At 67.1% G+C, this 13943-nt stretch carries 17 protein-coding genes; 8 read left to right on the top strand and 9 right to left on the bottom strand.

Annotated features, from left to right (window positions below):
- Positions 1-7: 7 nt before the first annotated feature.
- The 4 genes from ABZ382_RS24585 to ABZ382_RS24570 form a co-directional block, all read right to left on the bottom strand.
- Positions 8-565, bottom strand: a complete 558-nt coding sequence (locus ABZ382_RS24585) for a dihydrofolate reductase family protein (protein WP_357092968.1) — start codon at positions 563-565, stop codon at positions 8-10.
- A gap of 92 nt (positions 566-657) precedes the next feature.
- Positions 658-2019, bottom strand: a complete 1362-nt coding sequence (locus ABZ382_RS24580) for a serine/threonine-protein kinase (RefSeq protein ID WP_357092965.1) — start codon at positions 2017-2019, stop codon at positions 658-660.
- 106 nt (positions 2020-2125) lie between these two features.
- Positions 2126-2590: a nuclear transport factor 2 family protein gene (locus ABZ382_RS24575; RefSeq protein WP_357092962.1), complete on the bottom strand. Its 465-nt coding sequence runs from the start codon at positions 2588-2590 to the stop codon at positions 2126-2128.
- Between the two features lie 9 nt (positions 2591-2599).
- Positions 2600-3175: an NAD(P)H-dependent oxidoreductase gene (locus ABZ382_RS24570; protein ID WP_357092959.1), complete on the bottom strand. Its 576-nt coding sequence runs from the start codon at positions 3173-3175 to the stop codon at positions 2600-2602.
- A gap of 170 nt (positions 3176-3345) precedes the next feature.
- Here ABZ382_RS24570 and sigJ point away from each other — a divergent pair, with 170 nt between their 5' ends.
- Entirely contained in the window at positions 3346-4242 is an 897-nt protein-coding gene (gene sigJ / locus ABZ382_RS24565; RefSeq protein ID WP_357092956.1) for an RNA polymerase sigma factor SigJ, read from the top strand.
- A 45-nt stretch (positions 4243-4287) separates the two neighbouring features.
- Here sigJ and ABZ382_RS24560 read toward each other — a convergent pair whose 3' ends face one another.
- Positions 4288-5022, bottom strand: coding sequence for an alpha/beta hydrolase (locus ABZ382_RS24560; RefSeq protein WP_357092953.1), 735 nt, complete (start codon positions 5020-5022; stop codon positions 4288-4290).
- A gap of 190 nt (positions 5023-5212) precedes the next feature.
- Positions 5213-5896 carry a type 1 glutamine amidotransferase domain-containing protein gene (locus ABZ382_RS24555; protein WP_357092950.1) on the bottom strand — a complete coding sequence of 228 codons (684 nt, stop codon included), beginning with the start codon at positions 5894-5896 and terminating at the stop codon, positions 5213-5215.
- Between the two features lie 171 nt (positions 5897-6067).
- On the opposite strand from ABZ382_RS24555, the gene ABZ382_RS24550 reads away from it, so the two are divergent.
- Both ABZ382_RS24550 and ABZ382_RS24545 read left to right on the top strand, forming a co-directional pair.
- Complete coding sequence (locus tag ABZ382_RS24550; RefSeq protein WP_357092947.1) at positions 6068-6196, top strand: hypothetical protein; 129 nt, start codon at positions 6068-6070, stop codon at positions 6194-6196.
- Positions 6197-6251: 55 nt separating this feature from the next.
- Complete coding sequence (locus ABZ382_RS24545; protein WP_357092944.1) at positions 6252-6548, top strand: hypothetical protein; 297 nt, start codon at positions 6252-6254, stop codon at positions 6546-6548.
- A 407-nt stretch (positions 6549-6955) separates the two neighbouring features.
- Here the strand turns inward: ABZ382_RS24545 and ABZ382_RS24540 are convergent, their stop codons facing one another.
- Complete coding sequence (locus ABZ382_RS24540; protein WP_357092941.1) at positions 6956-8713, bottom strand: proline--tRNA ligase; 1758 nt, start codon at positions 8711-8713, stop codon at positions 6956-6958.
- Positions 8714-8771: 58 nt separating this feature from the next.
- On the opposite strand from ABZ382_RS24540, the gene yaaA reads away from it, so the two are divergent.
- The 5 genes from yaaA to ABZ382_RS24515 all read left to right on the top strand — a co-directional run bounded on the left by yaaA (position 8772) and on the right by ABZ382_RS24515 (position 12296).
- On the top strand, positions 8772-9518 hold the full coding sequence (gene yaaA, locus ABZ382_RS24535; RefSeq protein ID WP_357092938.1) for a peroxide stress protein YaaA: 747 nt from the start codon (positions 8772-8774) through the stop codon (positions 9516-9518).
- A gap of 24 nt (positions 9519-9542) precedes the next feature.
- Positions 9543-9935 carry an ankyrin repeat domain-containing protein gene (locus ABZ382_RS24530; RefSeq protein WP_357092935.1) on the top strand — a complete coding sequence of 131 codons (393 nt, stop codon included), beginning with the start codon at positions 9543-9545 and terminating at the stop codon, positions 9933-9935.
- A 53-nt stretch (positions 9936-9988) separates the two neighbouring features.
- On the top strand, positions 9989-10267 hold the full coding sequence (locus tag ABZ382_RS24525; protein ID WP_357092933.1) for a hypothetical protein: 279 nt from the start codon (positions 9989-9991) through the stop codon (positions 10265-10267).
- Between the two features lie 96 nt (positions 10268-10363).
- Positions 10364-10966 (top strand): maleylpyruvate isomerase family mycothiol-dependent enzyme, encoded by a 603-nt coding sequence (locus ABZ382_RS24520; RefSeq protein WP_357092929.1) that lies wholly within the window; start codon positions 10364-10366, stop codon positions 10964-10966.
- A gap of 64 nt (positions 10967-11030) precedes the next feature.
- Positions 11031-12296, top strand: a complete 1266-nt coding sequence (locus tag ABZ382_RS24515; protein WP_357092926.1) for an alkaline phosphatase family protein — start codon at positions 11031-11033, stop codon at positions 12294-12296.
- A 21-nt stretch (positions 12297-12317) separates the two neighbouring features.
- Here the strand turns inward: ABZ382_RS24515 and ABZ382_RS24510 are convergent, their stop codons facing one another.
- Together ABZ382_RS24510 and ABZ382_RS24505 are read right to left on the bottom strand one after the other, a co-directional pair.
- A complete protein-coding gene (locus ABZ382_RS24510; protein ID WP_357092923.1) occupies positions 12318-12806 on the bottom strand; it encodes a carboxymuconolactone decarboxylase family protein in 489 nt (162 codons plus the stop codon).
- Positions 12803-13891 (bottom strand): dihydrodipicolinate reductase, encoded by a 1089-nt coding sequence (locus ABZ382_RS24505; protein WP_357092921.1) that lies wholly within the window; start codon positions 13889-13891, stop codon positions 12803-12805. Before ABZ382_RS24505 ends, ABZ382_RS24510 begins: the two co-directional genes overlap by 4 nt.
- Positions 13892-13943 lie beyond the last annotated feature (52 nt).

Genomic DNA, 13943 nt, shown 5'->3' with positions numbered 1-13943 from the left:
GCACTCCCTACTGGTCGCCGACTACGTAGCGCTGCATCAGGACGGTGTTGAAGGGGCGGGTCTCTACCAAGCGGAGGGGGATGCGTTTGTCGAGTGGCGGGAACATCGGGGTGCCGCCGCCGAGGATTATGGGTGCGACGAACAGTTGGTATTCGTCGATGAGGCCGTGCGGGATGAGGGAGGCGGCGAGGTTCGCGCCGCCGACCTCCATGACGCCGTCGCCCTCGGACTTGAGCTTGCGGACCACCTCGACCGCGTTCTCGCTGACCAAGGTGCTGTTCCAGTCGACCTCGGTGAGGGTTCGGGAGAAGACGTATTTGGGCTTGGAGGTCCAGAGTTCGCCGAACTCGCGCATGATCGGGCCTTCGTCCTCAGAGACGTGGGGCCAGAAGTCCGCCATCAGTTCGTAGAGGCGGCGGCCGTGCAGGGCGATGTCGATGTCGCGGTATCGGTCGTTGTGGAACTGGTGGAGTTCCTCGTCCGGGTCGGTCCAGTCGATATTGCCGTCACGATCGTTGATGTAGCCGTCCAGGGACACGCTGATGCCATAGATCAGTTTCCTCATAGCCGAGTAGACCTCCTCCACGCTCGAAACTCATCGGTTCCAGCCAAAGCGATGGCATGGGAAAAAGCCAGGCGACTTGCCGGGGCGCGCGGTCAACCGGTGGTGGAGATCTGGATCGAGCCGAGGTAGCAGTGGGCGTGCCCGCCTTCCGCATAGGTTTCGGAGATACAGTCCCACCGTCCGCTGACGTCGACGACGCCACTGACGGCTGCGCCGCTGCCCTGTGCCTTGCCGTTCTTGACGTCCAAGTAGTACTGGGTCAGTACTGATTTCACGTTCGTGCAGGAGATGCTACCGGCGTCGATCATGGTGTCGATTCGCTTGCCGTTCGGCATGTTCACTGTGCCGCAATGGGTTCCGGGCCCCGGCAGAATCGGGGCTTGCGTCGTCGTGACGGCTGTCGTGGCCGGTATCGATGAGGGAGCCGACGTCGTCGCCGGCAACGGCGATGTGGTGGTACTCGGAAGGGCCGCATTGCCTTCGGATTGGTCCTTCATGAACGCCGCACCGGCCACTACGCCAACCGCAGCGAGGCCCATGAGGGCAAGCGCCGTGAGCACCCGCCGGATGATCATCCGCCGCGACGGATCGGCGCGCGACCCCGGATCGATCTCCGTGGCGGCCGGTGCGGGTGCGCCTTCGAGGGCCGAGAGGCACGCGGCGGCAAGCTCACCCGCGGTTCGGTACCTCTCCTCCGGGTTCTTCGCCATCCCGGTCGCCACAACGTGGTCGAGAACCGTCCCGATCTGAGGACGCGCCTGACTCGGTTTCGGCGGCGGCTGGGTCAGATGGGCCGCGATCTGCTGCTCCAACGCGGTCGCCGGGTACGGAGTCTGCCCCGTCAGACATTGGTACAGCACGCAGGCCAGGGCGTACACGTCTGAGCGGGCGTCCGCGACACCGGTGCTGAATCGTTCCGGAGCCATGTAGGCGAAGGTGCCGATCGTCGCCCCGGTGGTGGTCAGCGCGGTCTCGCCGACGGCCCGGGCGATGCCGAAATCGATGAGATACACGAAATCTCGGGCCGTGACCAGGAGGTTCGAGGGCTTCACGTCGCGGTGCATGAGCCCCTCGGCGTGCGCGTCGTCCAGTGCGGCGGCCGCCTGCGCCACCACCGACACCGCCCGCGCCACCGGCATCGGGCCCGATTCGGCCAGCACCGCATCCACTCCGACACCGGTGACGAACTGCATGCAGATGAACAATCGGTCCTCGACCTCGCCGAAGTCGAAGATCGGCACCACATTCGGGTGCACCAGCCCGGCCGCGGCGCGCGCCTCGCGCTGGAATCGCTCCCGGTACACCGGATCGGCCGCCATATGCGGGTGCAGCAGCTTCACCGCGACGATCCGACCGGTCTGGCTGTCGTGCGCCCGGTACACCTGCCCCATGCCGCCTTCGCCGAGCAGCTGTTGCAAGTGGTACCGGCCGAACCGCGTCCCCTCCACCGACACTCTTCCCTCCCCGCCGAGCGCGGCCTCCAAAAGTCGAGCCGCGCTTCGTATCCCGGCCATCATCGCATCGCGCGGCGGTGGCCGGGATGTTCGGCGGGGATGGGAATCACTCGGGTTGGAGGTTGATGGCGCTGGTGCCGGTGGTGACGTCGTAGGGGACGGAGACCTGGTCGTGGGCGATGAGCCAGGTGTTGTCGAGTTTGCGGAGGCCGTAGGTTACGCGGACCCACATGCCGGGGATTCGGTCGCCGGAATTCGTTGTGCCGGAGAGGCGGGCGAAGGCGTGGCCGTAGGCTACGTCGGCGCCGATGGTGAGGGTCAGGTCGCGGAGTTCGTAGGTGACGGAATCGAAGAACTGGAAGACCTTGGACCAGTTCGCGAGTTTGGCTTCGATGCCGACGTGCTGGAGTGGGGGTTCTACGTCGAAGGAGATGACGTCGGGGGTGTAGGCGCGGCGGATGGTGTCGAGGTCCTTGGCGTGCAGCGCATTCAGGACGCTGTCGATCTGCCCGCGAATCGCGGCCTCGTCGGAGGCGACGCGGTCGGAGTGAATATCGGTGGATGCGTTCATGATCGGCTCCTAGACGAGGGTGGATTCGGTGGACCGCAGCGGCGCGAGCGCACCATTCCAGGCGATGACCTGATCGAGGGTCTTGCCGAGAGCAGCGGCATGCAGGGCGCTCGGCACGAAGGTGGTGTGGTTCTCGAAGTCGGTGAGAAGCGAGATCCCGACCTGGTAGCCGACATCCGCCATGCCGAGGGTGCTGCACACCGCCCGCAGCTGCACCACGGCGCGAGCGCCGCCATTGACGCCGTACGAGACGAATCCGACCGCCTTGTTGTTCCATTCGGCGAACAGGTGGTCGAGGGCGTTCTTCAAGACTCCGGGGTATCCGCCGTTGTACTCCGGCGTGACGATCACGAACCCGTCGCAGGCGGCGATGCGTTCGCCCCACGCGCGGGTGTGCTCGTTCGCGGAGGGGCCGAACATGGGCGGGACGGGCTCGTCGAAGTGCGGGAGCGGGTGGTCGCGCAGGTCGATCAGGTCGTAGTCGGCGTCGTCGCGCGTCGAGGCCTGGTCCTGGACCCAGTGCGCGATCTGCTCGCCATTGCGGTTGGGCCGGGTACTGCTGAGGATGATGCCGATTCTGGTCATCGCCGAACTCCTGCTCTACTGAACGTTGTTTGCCCTACCGACGAAGCAGGCATCCGGAATGTCAGGCCGCCTCCGCTCCCACCCCGGACCGGCGACGGTTCGCGCAGCTCACATTCTTTGCCACTGAATCGTCGATATCGGTAATGGCACGCAGACCGAAGGAGCCGACCATGACCGACCCGCAGCTGCCCGCGGTGATGAACGAACGCCGCCAGCTGATCAACCTCGCCTACCGGCTGCTCGGGTCGCTGGCCGAGGCGGAGGACGTGGTGCAGGAGACCTACGCGCGCTGGTACGCGCTGACCGAACCGCAGCGGCAGGAGATCGAGACGCCCGGGGCGTGGATGACCACCGTCGCCAGCCGCATCTGCCTCGACCTGCTCGGGTCGGCCCGTGCCCGGCGGGAACGGTATGTGGGCGAATGGATTCCGGAGCCCGTGCCCGGCCGGACCGACTGGTTGGACGGGATCGCCCCCGCCGATCCCGCCGACCGGGTCACGCTCGACGAGTCGATCAGCATGGCGTTCCTCGTCGTACTGGACTCCATGACGCCCGCCGAACGGGTCGCCTTCGTGCTGCACGACGTGTTCCGGTACTCGTTCGCCGAGGTCGCCGACATCGTCGGCCGCTCCCCCGCCGCCTGCCGCCAGCTCGCCTCCAGTGCCCGCCGCCGCATCGACACCTCCCGCGCGCCGTCCGGCAGCGAACGTGCCGATGTGGTCCGGGACTTCAAAAAGGCTTGGGAGACAAAGGATATCGAGGCGCTCATCGGGCTGCTCGACCCGTGCGCGACCGCCACGGCCGACGGCGGCGGCCGCGTGCTCGCCTTCCTCGAACCGATCATCGGGCGCGACCAGATCGCGCGGGCATGGATGGAGATCGCCGCACGCGGGCTCCCGATGACGCTGATCGAACGCACCGTCAACGGACAGCCCGGTCTGGTCGCCGAGCTCGACGGCGTTGTCGTCTCGGTCTACGCCTTCGATATCGCCGACGGGCGGATCACTCATATCTGGGTGATCCGGAATCCGGAGAAGTTGCGGCCCTGGACATCCGGGCGCGCCTGACGACGTCGCCGGGCCGACAGAGGATGTCGGCCCGGCGACCATCCGCTACTTCAGATGCCGGTCGAAGAAGCGGTTCGCCGCTTCCCCCGCATGTTGCGGCACACCGGTGTGACCGCCCATATTCGCGTTCAGCGTCTTCTCCTTGGACCCGAACGCGTCGAACAGGTCCAGGGCCATCTGCCGGTCGTTCCCCTCGTCGTCCCACTGCAACAGGACATGCAGCGGGATGGTGACCTGGCGAGCCTCGGCCATGATGGCCCGGGGTACGAAACTCCCCGCGAACAGGACGGCGGCCACGATGCGCGGCTCGACCACCGCCAGACGGGCGCCGATGGAGATCACCCCGCCCGAATACCCGACCGGGCCGCCGATCTCGGGCAGGTCCAGGAGGGCGTCCAGGGCGGCCTGCCATTCCGGGACCGCCTGGTCGACCAGCGGGAGGATGAGCCGGTCGACGATGTCGTCGGTGACCGGCTCACCGGACCGCAGCGCGCGCTGCAGGTCAGCGCGGGCCTGATCGACGCCGGCGGAACGGGGTCGCACTCCGCTGCCGGGGAGCTCGAGGGCGGCCGCCGCGTAGCCCGACGCCACGGCGGCTCGGGCCCTGCCCAGCAGTCGCGGGTACATCGTCGGCAGCCCGGCGGCGGAATGCCCGATCAGGATCAGCGGAGTCGGCGCGGAGATGGATGTGGGCGTCCACAGGATGCCGGGGATCTCGCCGAGAGTGAATTCACGCTCGAGAATGGAGTCGTCGAGCCGCTTTTCGGAAACGAATTGCATGGTCGTGCCTTTCGGAGTGCACAGAACGGCGCTCCCGGACGACCTATCGCCCGACCATGACTCCGGAGGGGAGCACCCATGTCGATACTGCGTTCACGGGTATCACCTCCTCGTCCTCTGGCACGGTCCCCGGAAAAATAGCAATGGTCGCCCGGGTCGTCAAAGGGTTTTCTCCACGGCTCCGGCGAGGTCAGAGCAGCGCGGCGACCTTCTTGGCGGTCTCCTTCGCCGACCCGGGATTCTGGCCGGTCACCAGGTTGCCGTCGACCACGGCGTAGGAGACGAACGGCAGCATGGCCTTCTCGTACAGCGCGCCCCGCTTCTTCATCTCCTCCTCCGCGTTGTACGGCACCAGCTTGTCGACGCGCGCGAGAACCTCCTCCTGCCAGGCGAATCCGGTGAGTTTGCGGCCCGCCACCAGGTAGGAGCCGTCGGAGAGGCGGGTATTGAGCAGGCCGCAGTAGCCGTGGCAGACCGAGGCGACGATGCCGCCGCGTTCGAAGATCTCGCGGGTGATGCGTTGCAGACCCTCGCTGTCGGGGAAGTCGTACATGACCGCGTGGCCGCCGGTGAAGTAGATGGCGTCGTAATCGGCCGAATCGATGTCGCCGGGGGCGGCGGTGTTCTCCAGCAGGGTCATCCGGGCCGGGTCGGCGCGCCACGCCTTCGCGGTGCGGTCGTAGTTGGGGAACTTCAGTGACCGCGGTTCCAGCGGGGACGGCCCGCCCGCGGGGCTGATCAGGGTCTGATCGAAGCCGTGCTGTTCGAAGACGTGCCAGGCGTGGGTGAGTTCGGACAGCCACAGGCCGGTCGGATGGGCGGGATCGTCGTAGTGGCCGACATTGGTCACGACATTCAAGATGCGCTTGGACATGCTCGAAACTCCTTCTGGTCGTGGATCATTCGGGTACGTCGGAGGAACTCTCGGCGGAGGCCGCGCGCGGGCCGCCGTGACGGCAGCCACGCCACACTGATATTGACACCGCTTACATCTCCTACCCCTCGATGTTAGCAATGTAAACAAACCGCGTTCAGGAGCAAGTTGATGTCACCGGTCTTCGATCCGTTCACGCTACCCAACGGCGGCGAGGAAACCGCCCTCCAACGCCGAGCCCTCCGCCGCTACCGCACCTGGCTCACCACCCGTGCAGCCCTGGCGGATTCGGTGCACTGACACGCACCGACGCGGCCATCCAGCGACCCGCACGGCACCGAATTCTCGTGGATTGGTGGCCATCAGGGGAGTTCATGACGAGCGATCATCAGGACTATGCGGTAAAGCTGCGCAATGCGGGGCCGGCATCCCCTGGTACTGGGAAGTCATCCTCGACCGAGATCCGCTACGGATCTCCCTAATTCGCGTCTATGGCCTGGAAACCGGTCATGCCAGCCTGCCGGAAGGCGTGACGTCGCTGCGGCCCGCCAACTACATCGTGGCGGGCGAGTGGAATTCCGGCACGGCGGCGGCCATCTCCTTCGACCACCCGTTCCCCATCCACATCGCTTGGGGCGAAATCGAATTCTGATTCGGTGGGGCCATGCCGTTCGTGTCGGATGAGCCCTCGGCCATGACGTGGAGGACGAGGATGGCGGCGATCAGGGCGATGAGGAAGCCCAGGGCTGCGCCCAGGAGGATCCAGGCTGCGTCTCCGAGTTTGCGCCGCATCGGGGCCCCTTCAGGGATTCGGGATCGAACCTGACGCTATCGGGAGTGCGTGGAGCGGGCGGGTGTTCGTGGGGATCTGCGCCGGGGGAGTTTAGCCCGAATTCTTCTACCGCTCCGGGACCTACCTGGTGATTCTCCAGCTGTTCCGCTACCGGCCATGCTCGTCGTCATCTCCGTGTCGGCACAGCGCGGGGACACGACGCACGGCAGAGATGACACACAAGTGGCGCATCACCAGGAGGTGATGCGCCACTCGGGTTGGTTGGGTCAGCCGCGGATCTTGGCTGCCACGGTGGCTACGGCGGAATCGGCGGGGAGTTCCTCGGCGGTGCCGGCGAAGCGGTCGCGGAGTTCGATCTTGCCTTCGGCCCAGCCACGGCCGACCACGACGATGTAGGGCATGCCGAGGAGTTCGGCGTCCTTGAACTTCACGCCGGGGGACGCGGTACGGTCGTCGAGGAGGACCTCGAAGCCGAGGGAATCCAGTTCGGCGGCAACCTGTTCGGCGCCCGCGCGGGCCGCGTCGTCCTTGTTGGCGATGACGACGTGGACGTCGAACGGGGCGACCTCGCGGGGCCAGCGCAGGCCCTTGTCGTCGTGCTTCTGCTCGGCGAGGACCGCGACCATGCGGGAGACGCCGACACCATAGGAGCCCATGGTGAGGCGGACCGGCTTGCCGTTCTCGCCCAGGACATCCACCTGGAAGGCGTCGGTGTACTTCTGGCCCAGCTGGAAGATGTGGCCGATCTCGATGCCGCGGGCCGCCTCGAGCACACCGCGGCCGTCGGGCGACGGGTCGCCGTCACGGACCTCGGCGGCCTCGATGGTGCCGTCGGCGGTGAAATCACGACCGGCGACCAGACCCACATAGTGCTTGCCGGGCTCGTCGGCGCCGGTGATCCAGCTGGTGCCGGACACCACGCGCGGGTCGACCAGGTAGCGGATGCCGTTGTCGAGCAGGGCCTTCGGGCCGATGTAGCCCTTCACCAGGAACGGGTTGGCCTTGAAGTCGGCCTCGTCGAGCAGCTCCACCGAGGCCGGCTCGACCGACGCCTCGAGGCGCTTCTCGTCGACCTCACGGTCACCGGGGACGCCGACGCCCAGCAGCTCGGTCTTGCCGTCGGGGTAGACCAGCTTGACCATGACGTTCTTGAGGGTGTCGGCGGCGGTGACCTCACGGCCCAGCACCTTGTCGATACCCGCGCCGTTCGCCCACTCCACCAGGGTGGCGATGGTCGGGGTGTCGGGGGTGTCGTGGACGGCGGCCTCGGCCTGGCCCTCGATCGCGATGGCGGGCGGCGCGGCGGTGACCACGGCCTCCACGTTCGCGGCATACCCGGACTCGCGGCAGATGACGTAGGTGTCCTCACCGACCGGGCTGTCGGCCAGGAACTCCTCCGACGCCGAACCGCCCATGGCGCCCGAAGTGGCGGCCACGATCACGTACTTCACGCCGAGACGGTCGAAGATCTTCTGGTAGGCCTCGCGGTGGGCGTTGTAGCTGTTCTTCAGCCCGTCCTCGTCGAGGTCGAAGGAGTACGAGTCCTTCATGACGAACTCGCGACCACGCAGGATGCCCGCGCGCGGACGGCCTTCGTCCCGGTACTTGGTCTGAATCTGGTACAGCGTGACCGGCAGATCCTTGTACGAGTTGTACTCACCCTTCACGGTGAGCGCGAACAGCTCCTCGTGGGTGGGGCCGAGCAGGTAGTCCTGACCCTTGCGGTCCTTGAGCCGGAACAGGCCGTCGCCGTACTCGGTCCAGCGGTTGGTGGTCTCGTACGGCTCGCGCGGCAGCAGAGCCGGCAGCGAGATCTCCTGCGCGCCGATGGCGTTCATCTCCGCCCGGACCACGTCCTCGACCTTGCGCAGCGTACGCAGGCCGAGCGGCAGCCACGAGTAGACGCCGGGCGCGATGCGACGCACGTATCCGGCACGCACCAGCAGCTTGTGGCTGGGCACCTCGGCGTCGGCGGGATCGTCGCGCAGGGTGCGCAGGAACAGGTGGGAGAGGCGGGTGATCACGGATGAACACAGTAGCCGCTGCTAGCGAACAGTTCCCAAGGCATTACCGTGTTGGCTCGTGCTGGTGCTGCTGCCTCCCTCAGAAACCAAGTCCGACGGTGGTTCGGGCGGTCCCCTGGACCTGGATTCCCTCGTGATGCCGCAGCTCACGGCGGTGCGCGACAAACTGGTCACCGAAGTGACCGGATTGGCCGCCGACGCCGACGCCTCCCGGGCCGCGCTCGGGCTGGGCAAGGGGGCTGACGCGGAGATCGCCCGCAACGCCGCCCTGCGCACCTCCGCCACCCGCCCGGCCCTGGACCGGTACACCGGCGTCCTCTACGACGCGCTCGACGCCGCGGGCTTCACCAAGGCGCAGCGCGCCAAGGCCGAAGCCCGCCTCGGCATCGGCTCGGCACTGTTCGGCGTGGTGCGCGCCGGCGACCCGATCCCCGCCTACCGGCTCTCGGGCGGCTCCAAACTGCCGGGACTGCCGACGCTGCAATCGCTGTGGAAGCCAGTGCTGCCGGAGGCCTTGCGCGCCGAGGCCGCCGGACAGCTGGTCGTGGACCTGCGCTCGGGCACCTACCAGAACCTGGGCCGCATCCCCGGCGCGGTCACCGCCACCGTCCTCACCGAACGCCCCGACGGCAGCCGAACCGTCGTGAGCCACTTCAACAAACACCACAAGGGCCTGCTGGCCCGCGCCCTGGTGCTGACCCGCACCGAACCGTCCACCATCGACGCCCTGGCCAAGGTCGCCGAGAAGGCCGGGCTGCGCACCGAGATCGCGTCCCCGACCGAGCTGCTCATCATCACCAACTGACCCGAGCCTCGATAGAGTGGCCGGGTGGAACCCAACGAGCTCTCCCCCGAGGTCCTCGAACTCGCGAGCAAGATCTTCGACCTCGCCCGCACCGGCGACGCCGCCACCCTGGCCGCCTACCTCGACGCCGGCGTCCCGGTGAACCTCACCAACGACAATGGCGACACCCTGCTCATGCTCGCCGCCTACTACTCCCACCCCGACGCGGTCACCGCCCTCCTGGACCGCAAAGCCGACCCCAACTTCGGCAACGACAAGGGCCAAACCCCGCTCTCCGGAGCCGTTTTCAAGGGCTCCGACGAGATCGTGAACGCTCTCCTCGCCGCCGGAGCCGACCCGAACGCGGGCAGCCCGTCCGCCCGCGACGCCGCCGAGATGTTCGGCCAGACCAAGTACCTGAAGCTGTTCGACGCCTGAGTTCGACACCCGAGCCCACCGGATCGACACGAAATCCCCACGATTTCACCGGCATGATCCCGGCACACTCCGCCGATAATGTCGATCCGGTGATAAGCAGCGACAGAGCTGATTTCGAACAATCCGCCGAACCACCAGAGGACAACGACCCGGCCGATACACCCTCGAGGATCAGCGACGTCCTGGCGGTCGCACTCGGCATGCTGATCGGCCTGCTCGTCTTCCTGGCCCTGCTCATCGCCTACATCCAGATGCTGTTCGAGGCCTTCGGTTCCGAGAATGCCGCCGGTCTCCCCGACCCGACGGTGACCCGGGTTTCAGCGATGCGATGAATTCGGGCGGACGGCGGCGTCCATAGAGGGGAATGTGAACCGAGCTGGGAGGTATCCCGAGTGTCGAAGACGTCTTCTCGTGACGAGTTGTGGGCGATGGTGCGGGCCGAGCGCGGGGCGCTGGCCGAGGAGCTCGCGGGGTTGAGTTCCGGGCAGTGGAGTGAGCGGTCGCTGTGTGGGGATTGGACGGTGGAGGAGGTTGTCGCGCACTTGACCGCCGGGGCCAGTACCGGGCGATTGCGGTGGATGGTCAGTGTGTTGCAGAGCCGGTTCGACTTCGGTCGACACAATGACCGGCAGCTCGCGGCGCATCGAGGGAACACGCCTGAGGAGACGTTGGCGCGGTTTCGGGCGGTGGTGGACAGTACGGTCGCGCCGTCGGGGCATACGGCGGCATGGCTCGGGGAGGTGGTGGTGCATGGGCAGGACATTCGGCGGCCGTTGGGGTTAGCGAGGGAACCGGCGATCGAGGCGGTGACCGAGGTGGCTCGGTTCTTCGCGAGTCGGGACTTCACTGTCGCGGGGCGCAGTGCGATCGAGGGGCTGCGGTTGGAGGCCGGCGATGGGCCGTTCACCGTGGGAGAGGGGCCGGTGGTCGGGGGGACGACGCTCGCGTTGACCATGGCGATGGCGGGGCGGGCGGTGTATTGCGATGAACTCGCGGGGCCGGGGGTGGACGTACTGCGCGGTCGGATCTGAATCGAGTCCAATTGCGTTTCGGCGGTTACGCATTGGGGGTGGTCCGGGCGATTCATAATTCGTGATGGGAATCGTTCGGGGGACCGCCACGCGGCGGACCGTGCTGGCGGGGGCCGGGGCCCTCGCGTTGGGGGCTGTGGCGGGGTCGACGGTGGGGTGTACGCCGGAAACCGCGTCGATGCCCGCGCCCGCGGAGAGCGGGATCGACCACATCATCGTGGTGATGATGGAGAATCGGTCGTTCGATCACTACCTGGGGTGGCTGCCAGGGGCGAACGGGAAGCAGGATCTCACGTTCGCCGATCGGAACGGTGTGGCGCGCAGGACATTCCATCTCGCCACCACGCAGGGGTGTGAGTATCACGATCCGGATCACTCGTTCGAGGGCGGGCGGGTCGAGTTCAACGACGGCAAGTGCGACGGGTGGTTGCGGGCCGGGAGCAATGACGAGTTCTCGATCGGGTATTACCGGAAGGAAGATCTCGGGTTCTACGGGAACGCGGCGCCGGCGTGGACGGTGTGCGACAACTACTTCGCGGCGATCATGGCCGAGACGCTGCCGAACCGGTTGTATCAGCATGCGGCGCAGACGGATCGGATTCACAGTTCGACCGACATCTCGAAGCTCCCGACCATCTGGGATCGGTTGAAGGAAGCCGATGTTCAGGCCCGCTACTACTTCTACGACGCGCCGTTCCTGGCGCTGTGGGGCACGAAGTACATCTCCATCGCGCGCCGGTTCCCGGCCTTCCTGTCCGACTGCGCCGCCGGGACGCTGCCCGCGGTGTCCTTCGTGGACCCCAAATTCCTCGACGAAGCCACGGGGACCTCGGCCGATGATCACCCGCACGCCGATATCCGTGCCGGGCAGGCGTTTCTGAACCAGGTGTATCAGGCCGTCACCAAGAGCCCGGCCTGGTCGAAGACGCTGCTGATCATCAACTACGACGAATGGGGCGGATTCTTCGACCATGTGCCGCCGCAAGTCGCGCCGGACGCCAACCCGGACTGGGGATTACGCGGATTCCGGGTGCCGTGCCTGGTCATCTCGCCGCGCGCGCGGCGCGGGCACGTCGCGCATCAGGTGTACGACCACACCTCGGTGCTCAAGGCCATCGAATGGCGTTGGGGCCTACAGCCTCTGACTCCTCGCGACGCGGCCGCCCGCAATATCGCCGAGGTGCTCGACTTCACCGGGGCGCCCAGTCTCGATGCCCCGCAATGGAACGTCCCGCCCGTGACGCCCGGCAGCTGCGGACCCGTCGCGGCCGACTTCGAGCAGTGGAACATCCTGCGCAAACTGGCCGCGACGGCGGGGTGGAGCCTGTGACCTACCGGGCCTTTCGGTGACCTACTGCGCAGAGTGACCCGGCAGCACGCAGACCGCGTCCAGGCCGAGCACGTGGTTGAGGCGGCCGAAGGCCAGCCAGGAGCCCAGGCACATGGACAGTTCCACGATCTCGGCGTCGGTGTAGTGCTTCTTCATACGCTCGAAGAACTCGTCGTCGAGCGCGTGGTGGTCGAGGGTGTAGACCTCGGCGTATTCGGCGGCCAGGCGGACGCGGTCGTCGAAGTTCTCGGTGGTGCGCCAGTTGGTGACGTCGTCGGCGAAGGACTCCTCGACCTTCTCGCCATTGCGGTCGGTGCGCCAGTCCAGGCAGAACAGGCAGCCGTTGATCTGCGCGATGCGCAGCCGCGCGGCCTCGAACTCGCGCAGGCCCAGGGTGCTGTGCGAGTACACGGCGAGGGAGAAGTTGGAGGCCGCGACACCGATGCCGGGGACCATCTCGCCCCACACGTAGCCGATGGGGTCCTTGCCCTCGGGAATGTCGATGATCATGCGGGCTCCTTTGAAAGTTGCTGTCTTCCGAGAGTGCCGAACGGCAGGGGCACGTCGAGTGCGTCGTACAAACCGGGTTCCGCGGTGGCCAGCCAGGGGAGCGCGTTCACCAATCTGCCCACCGCGGTGGCGTTTCCGCCCGCGGAGTGATTGCCGTCCTCGTCGGTCGCCTGCACGGTGATCTCGATGCGGGGACGACCCTCGATGATGACGCGGTGCGCGCCCGCGCCGCTGGGCGGCTGCGGCCAGTCGGGGGCGCAGCTCGCATGGATGCGGGTGACGTGCTCGATGACGATGCGCGGGCTGCCGTCGACGATGCCCTGCACCTCGAAGCGCACCGCGCCCTGGGTGCCGGCGTCGAACTTGCCCATCAGCTCGGTCTCCACGGTCTCCGCGAGCGGAAGGCGTTCCACCACCTCGCGAATGTCGGTGAGCGCCACGCCCATTCCGCGCGCGATGAGCCGAATCTGCCCGCCCCACACCATGGTCGGGATGGTCGGGGCCAGCATGGGCGGCTGATAGTCCATGGGCTGACCCATGCCGACCAGGTAGCGCACCGAATCGGGCTGGTCGTAGGTGGTGTAGTCGAAGATCTCCTGGCAGCGCAGCACGTCCACGGTGCTGCCAAGGCCGCTCATCAGCAGCGGCAGGATGTCGTTGCCCCAGCCCGGGTCGATGCCCGAGACGAACAGCGTGCCACCGCCTTCCGCGGCGGCGGCGGTGACCCGGTCGCGCAGTTCGGCGGGTGCGCTGCGGTGGTCGTAGAGGGCGTAGAGGGCGGGGGTGACCACGACGGCCCCGGCGCGCAGGGCCCGTTCGATATCGGCGACGGCGTCGTCGGGGCGGATGTCACCGGAGGCGGCGTACACGACGGCCCGCGGGCCCGCGGCCAGCGCGGCGTCGATGTCGTCGACGGCCGCGACCCCCAGGTCGACGTCCAATCCGGCGAGCGCGCCCGCGTCGCGGCCGACCTTGTCCGGATTGTGGACCAGAACGCCGGTCAGCTCCAGTTCGGGATGCGCCGCGACGGCCCGGATGGCCGCACGGCCGACATTGCCCGTGCCCCAGACCAGGGTGGAAATCATGTCCGAAACGTAGCAAACGCTTGGTAGGTTGGTGTCCGATTCGGCTACATTG

This window comes from Nocardia sp. NPDC005825 (assembly GCF_040630175.1).
Classification (GTDB): domain Bacteria; phylum Actinomycetota; class Actinomycetes; order Mycobacteriales; family Mycobacteriaceae; genus Nocardia.
This window is presented reverse-complemented; position numbering and strand designations above follow the sequence as displayed.

Coding starts and splice junctions, on each gene's coding strand:
- ABZ382_RS24585 (WP_357092968.1), bottom strand. CDS start 565: ATGAGGAAACTGATCTATGGCATCAGCGTGTCCCTGGACGGCTACATC.
- ABZ382_RS24575 (WP_357092962.1), bottom strand. CDS start 2,590: ATGAACGCATCCACCGATATTCACTCCGACCGCGTCGCCTCCGACGAG.
- ABZ382_RS24570 (WP_357092959.1), bottom strand. CDS start 3,175: ATGACCAGAATCGGCATCATCCTCAGCAGTACCCGGCCCAACCGCAAT.
- sigJ (WP_357092956.1), top strand. CDS start 3,346: ATGACCGACCCGCAGCTGCCCGCGGTGATGAACGAACGCCGCCAGCTG.
- ABZ382_RS24560 (WP_357092953.1), bottom strand. CDS start 5,022: ATGCAATTCGTTTCCGAAAAGCGGCTCGACGACTCCATTCTCGAGCGT.
- ABZ382_RS24555 (WP_357092950.1), bottom strand. CDS start 5,896: ATGTCCAAGCGCATCTTGAATGTCGTGACCAATGTCGGCCACTACGAC.
- ABZ382_RS24550 (WP_357092947.1), top strand. CDS start 6,068: ATGTCACCGGTCTTCGATCCGTTCACGCTACCCAACGGCGGCGAGGAA.
- ABZ382_RS24525 (WP_357092933.1), top strand. CDS start 9,989: ATGATCCCGGCACACTCCGCCGATAATGTCGATCCGGTGATAAGCAGC.
- ABZ382_RS24520 (WP_357092929.1), top strand. CDS start 10,364: ATGGTGCGGGCCGAGCGCGGGGCGCTGGCCGAGGAGCTCGCGGGGTTG.
- ABZ382_RS24515 (WP_357092926.1), top strand. CDS start 11,031: ATGGGAATCGTTCGGGGGACCGCCACGCGGCGGACCGTGCTGGCGGGG.
- ABZ382_RS24510 (WP_357092923.1), bottom strand. CDS start 12,806: ATGATCATCGACATTCCCGAGGGCAAGGACCCCATCGGCTACGTGTGG.
- ABZ382_RS24505 (WP_357092921.1), bottom strand. CDS start 13,891: ATGATTTCCACCCTGGTCTGGGGCACGGGCAATGTCGGCCGTGCGGCC.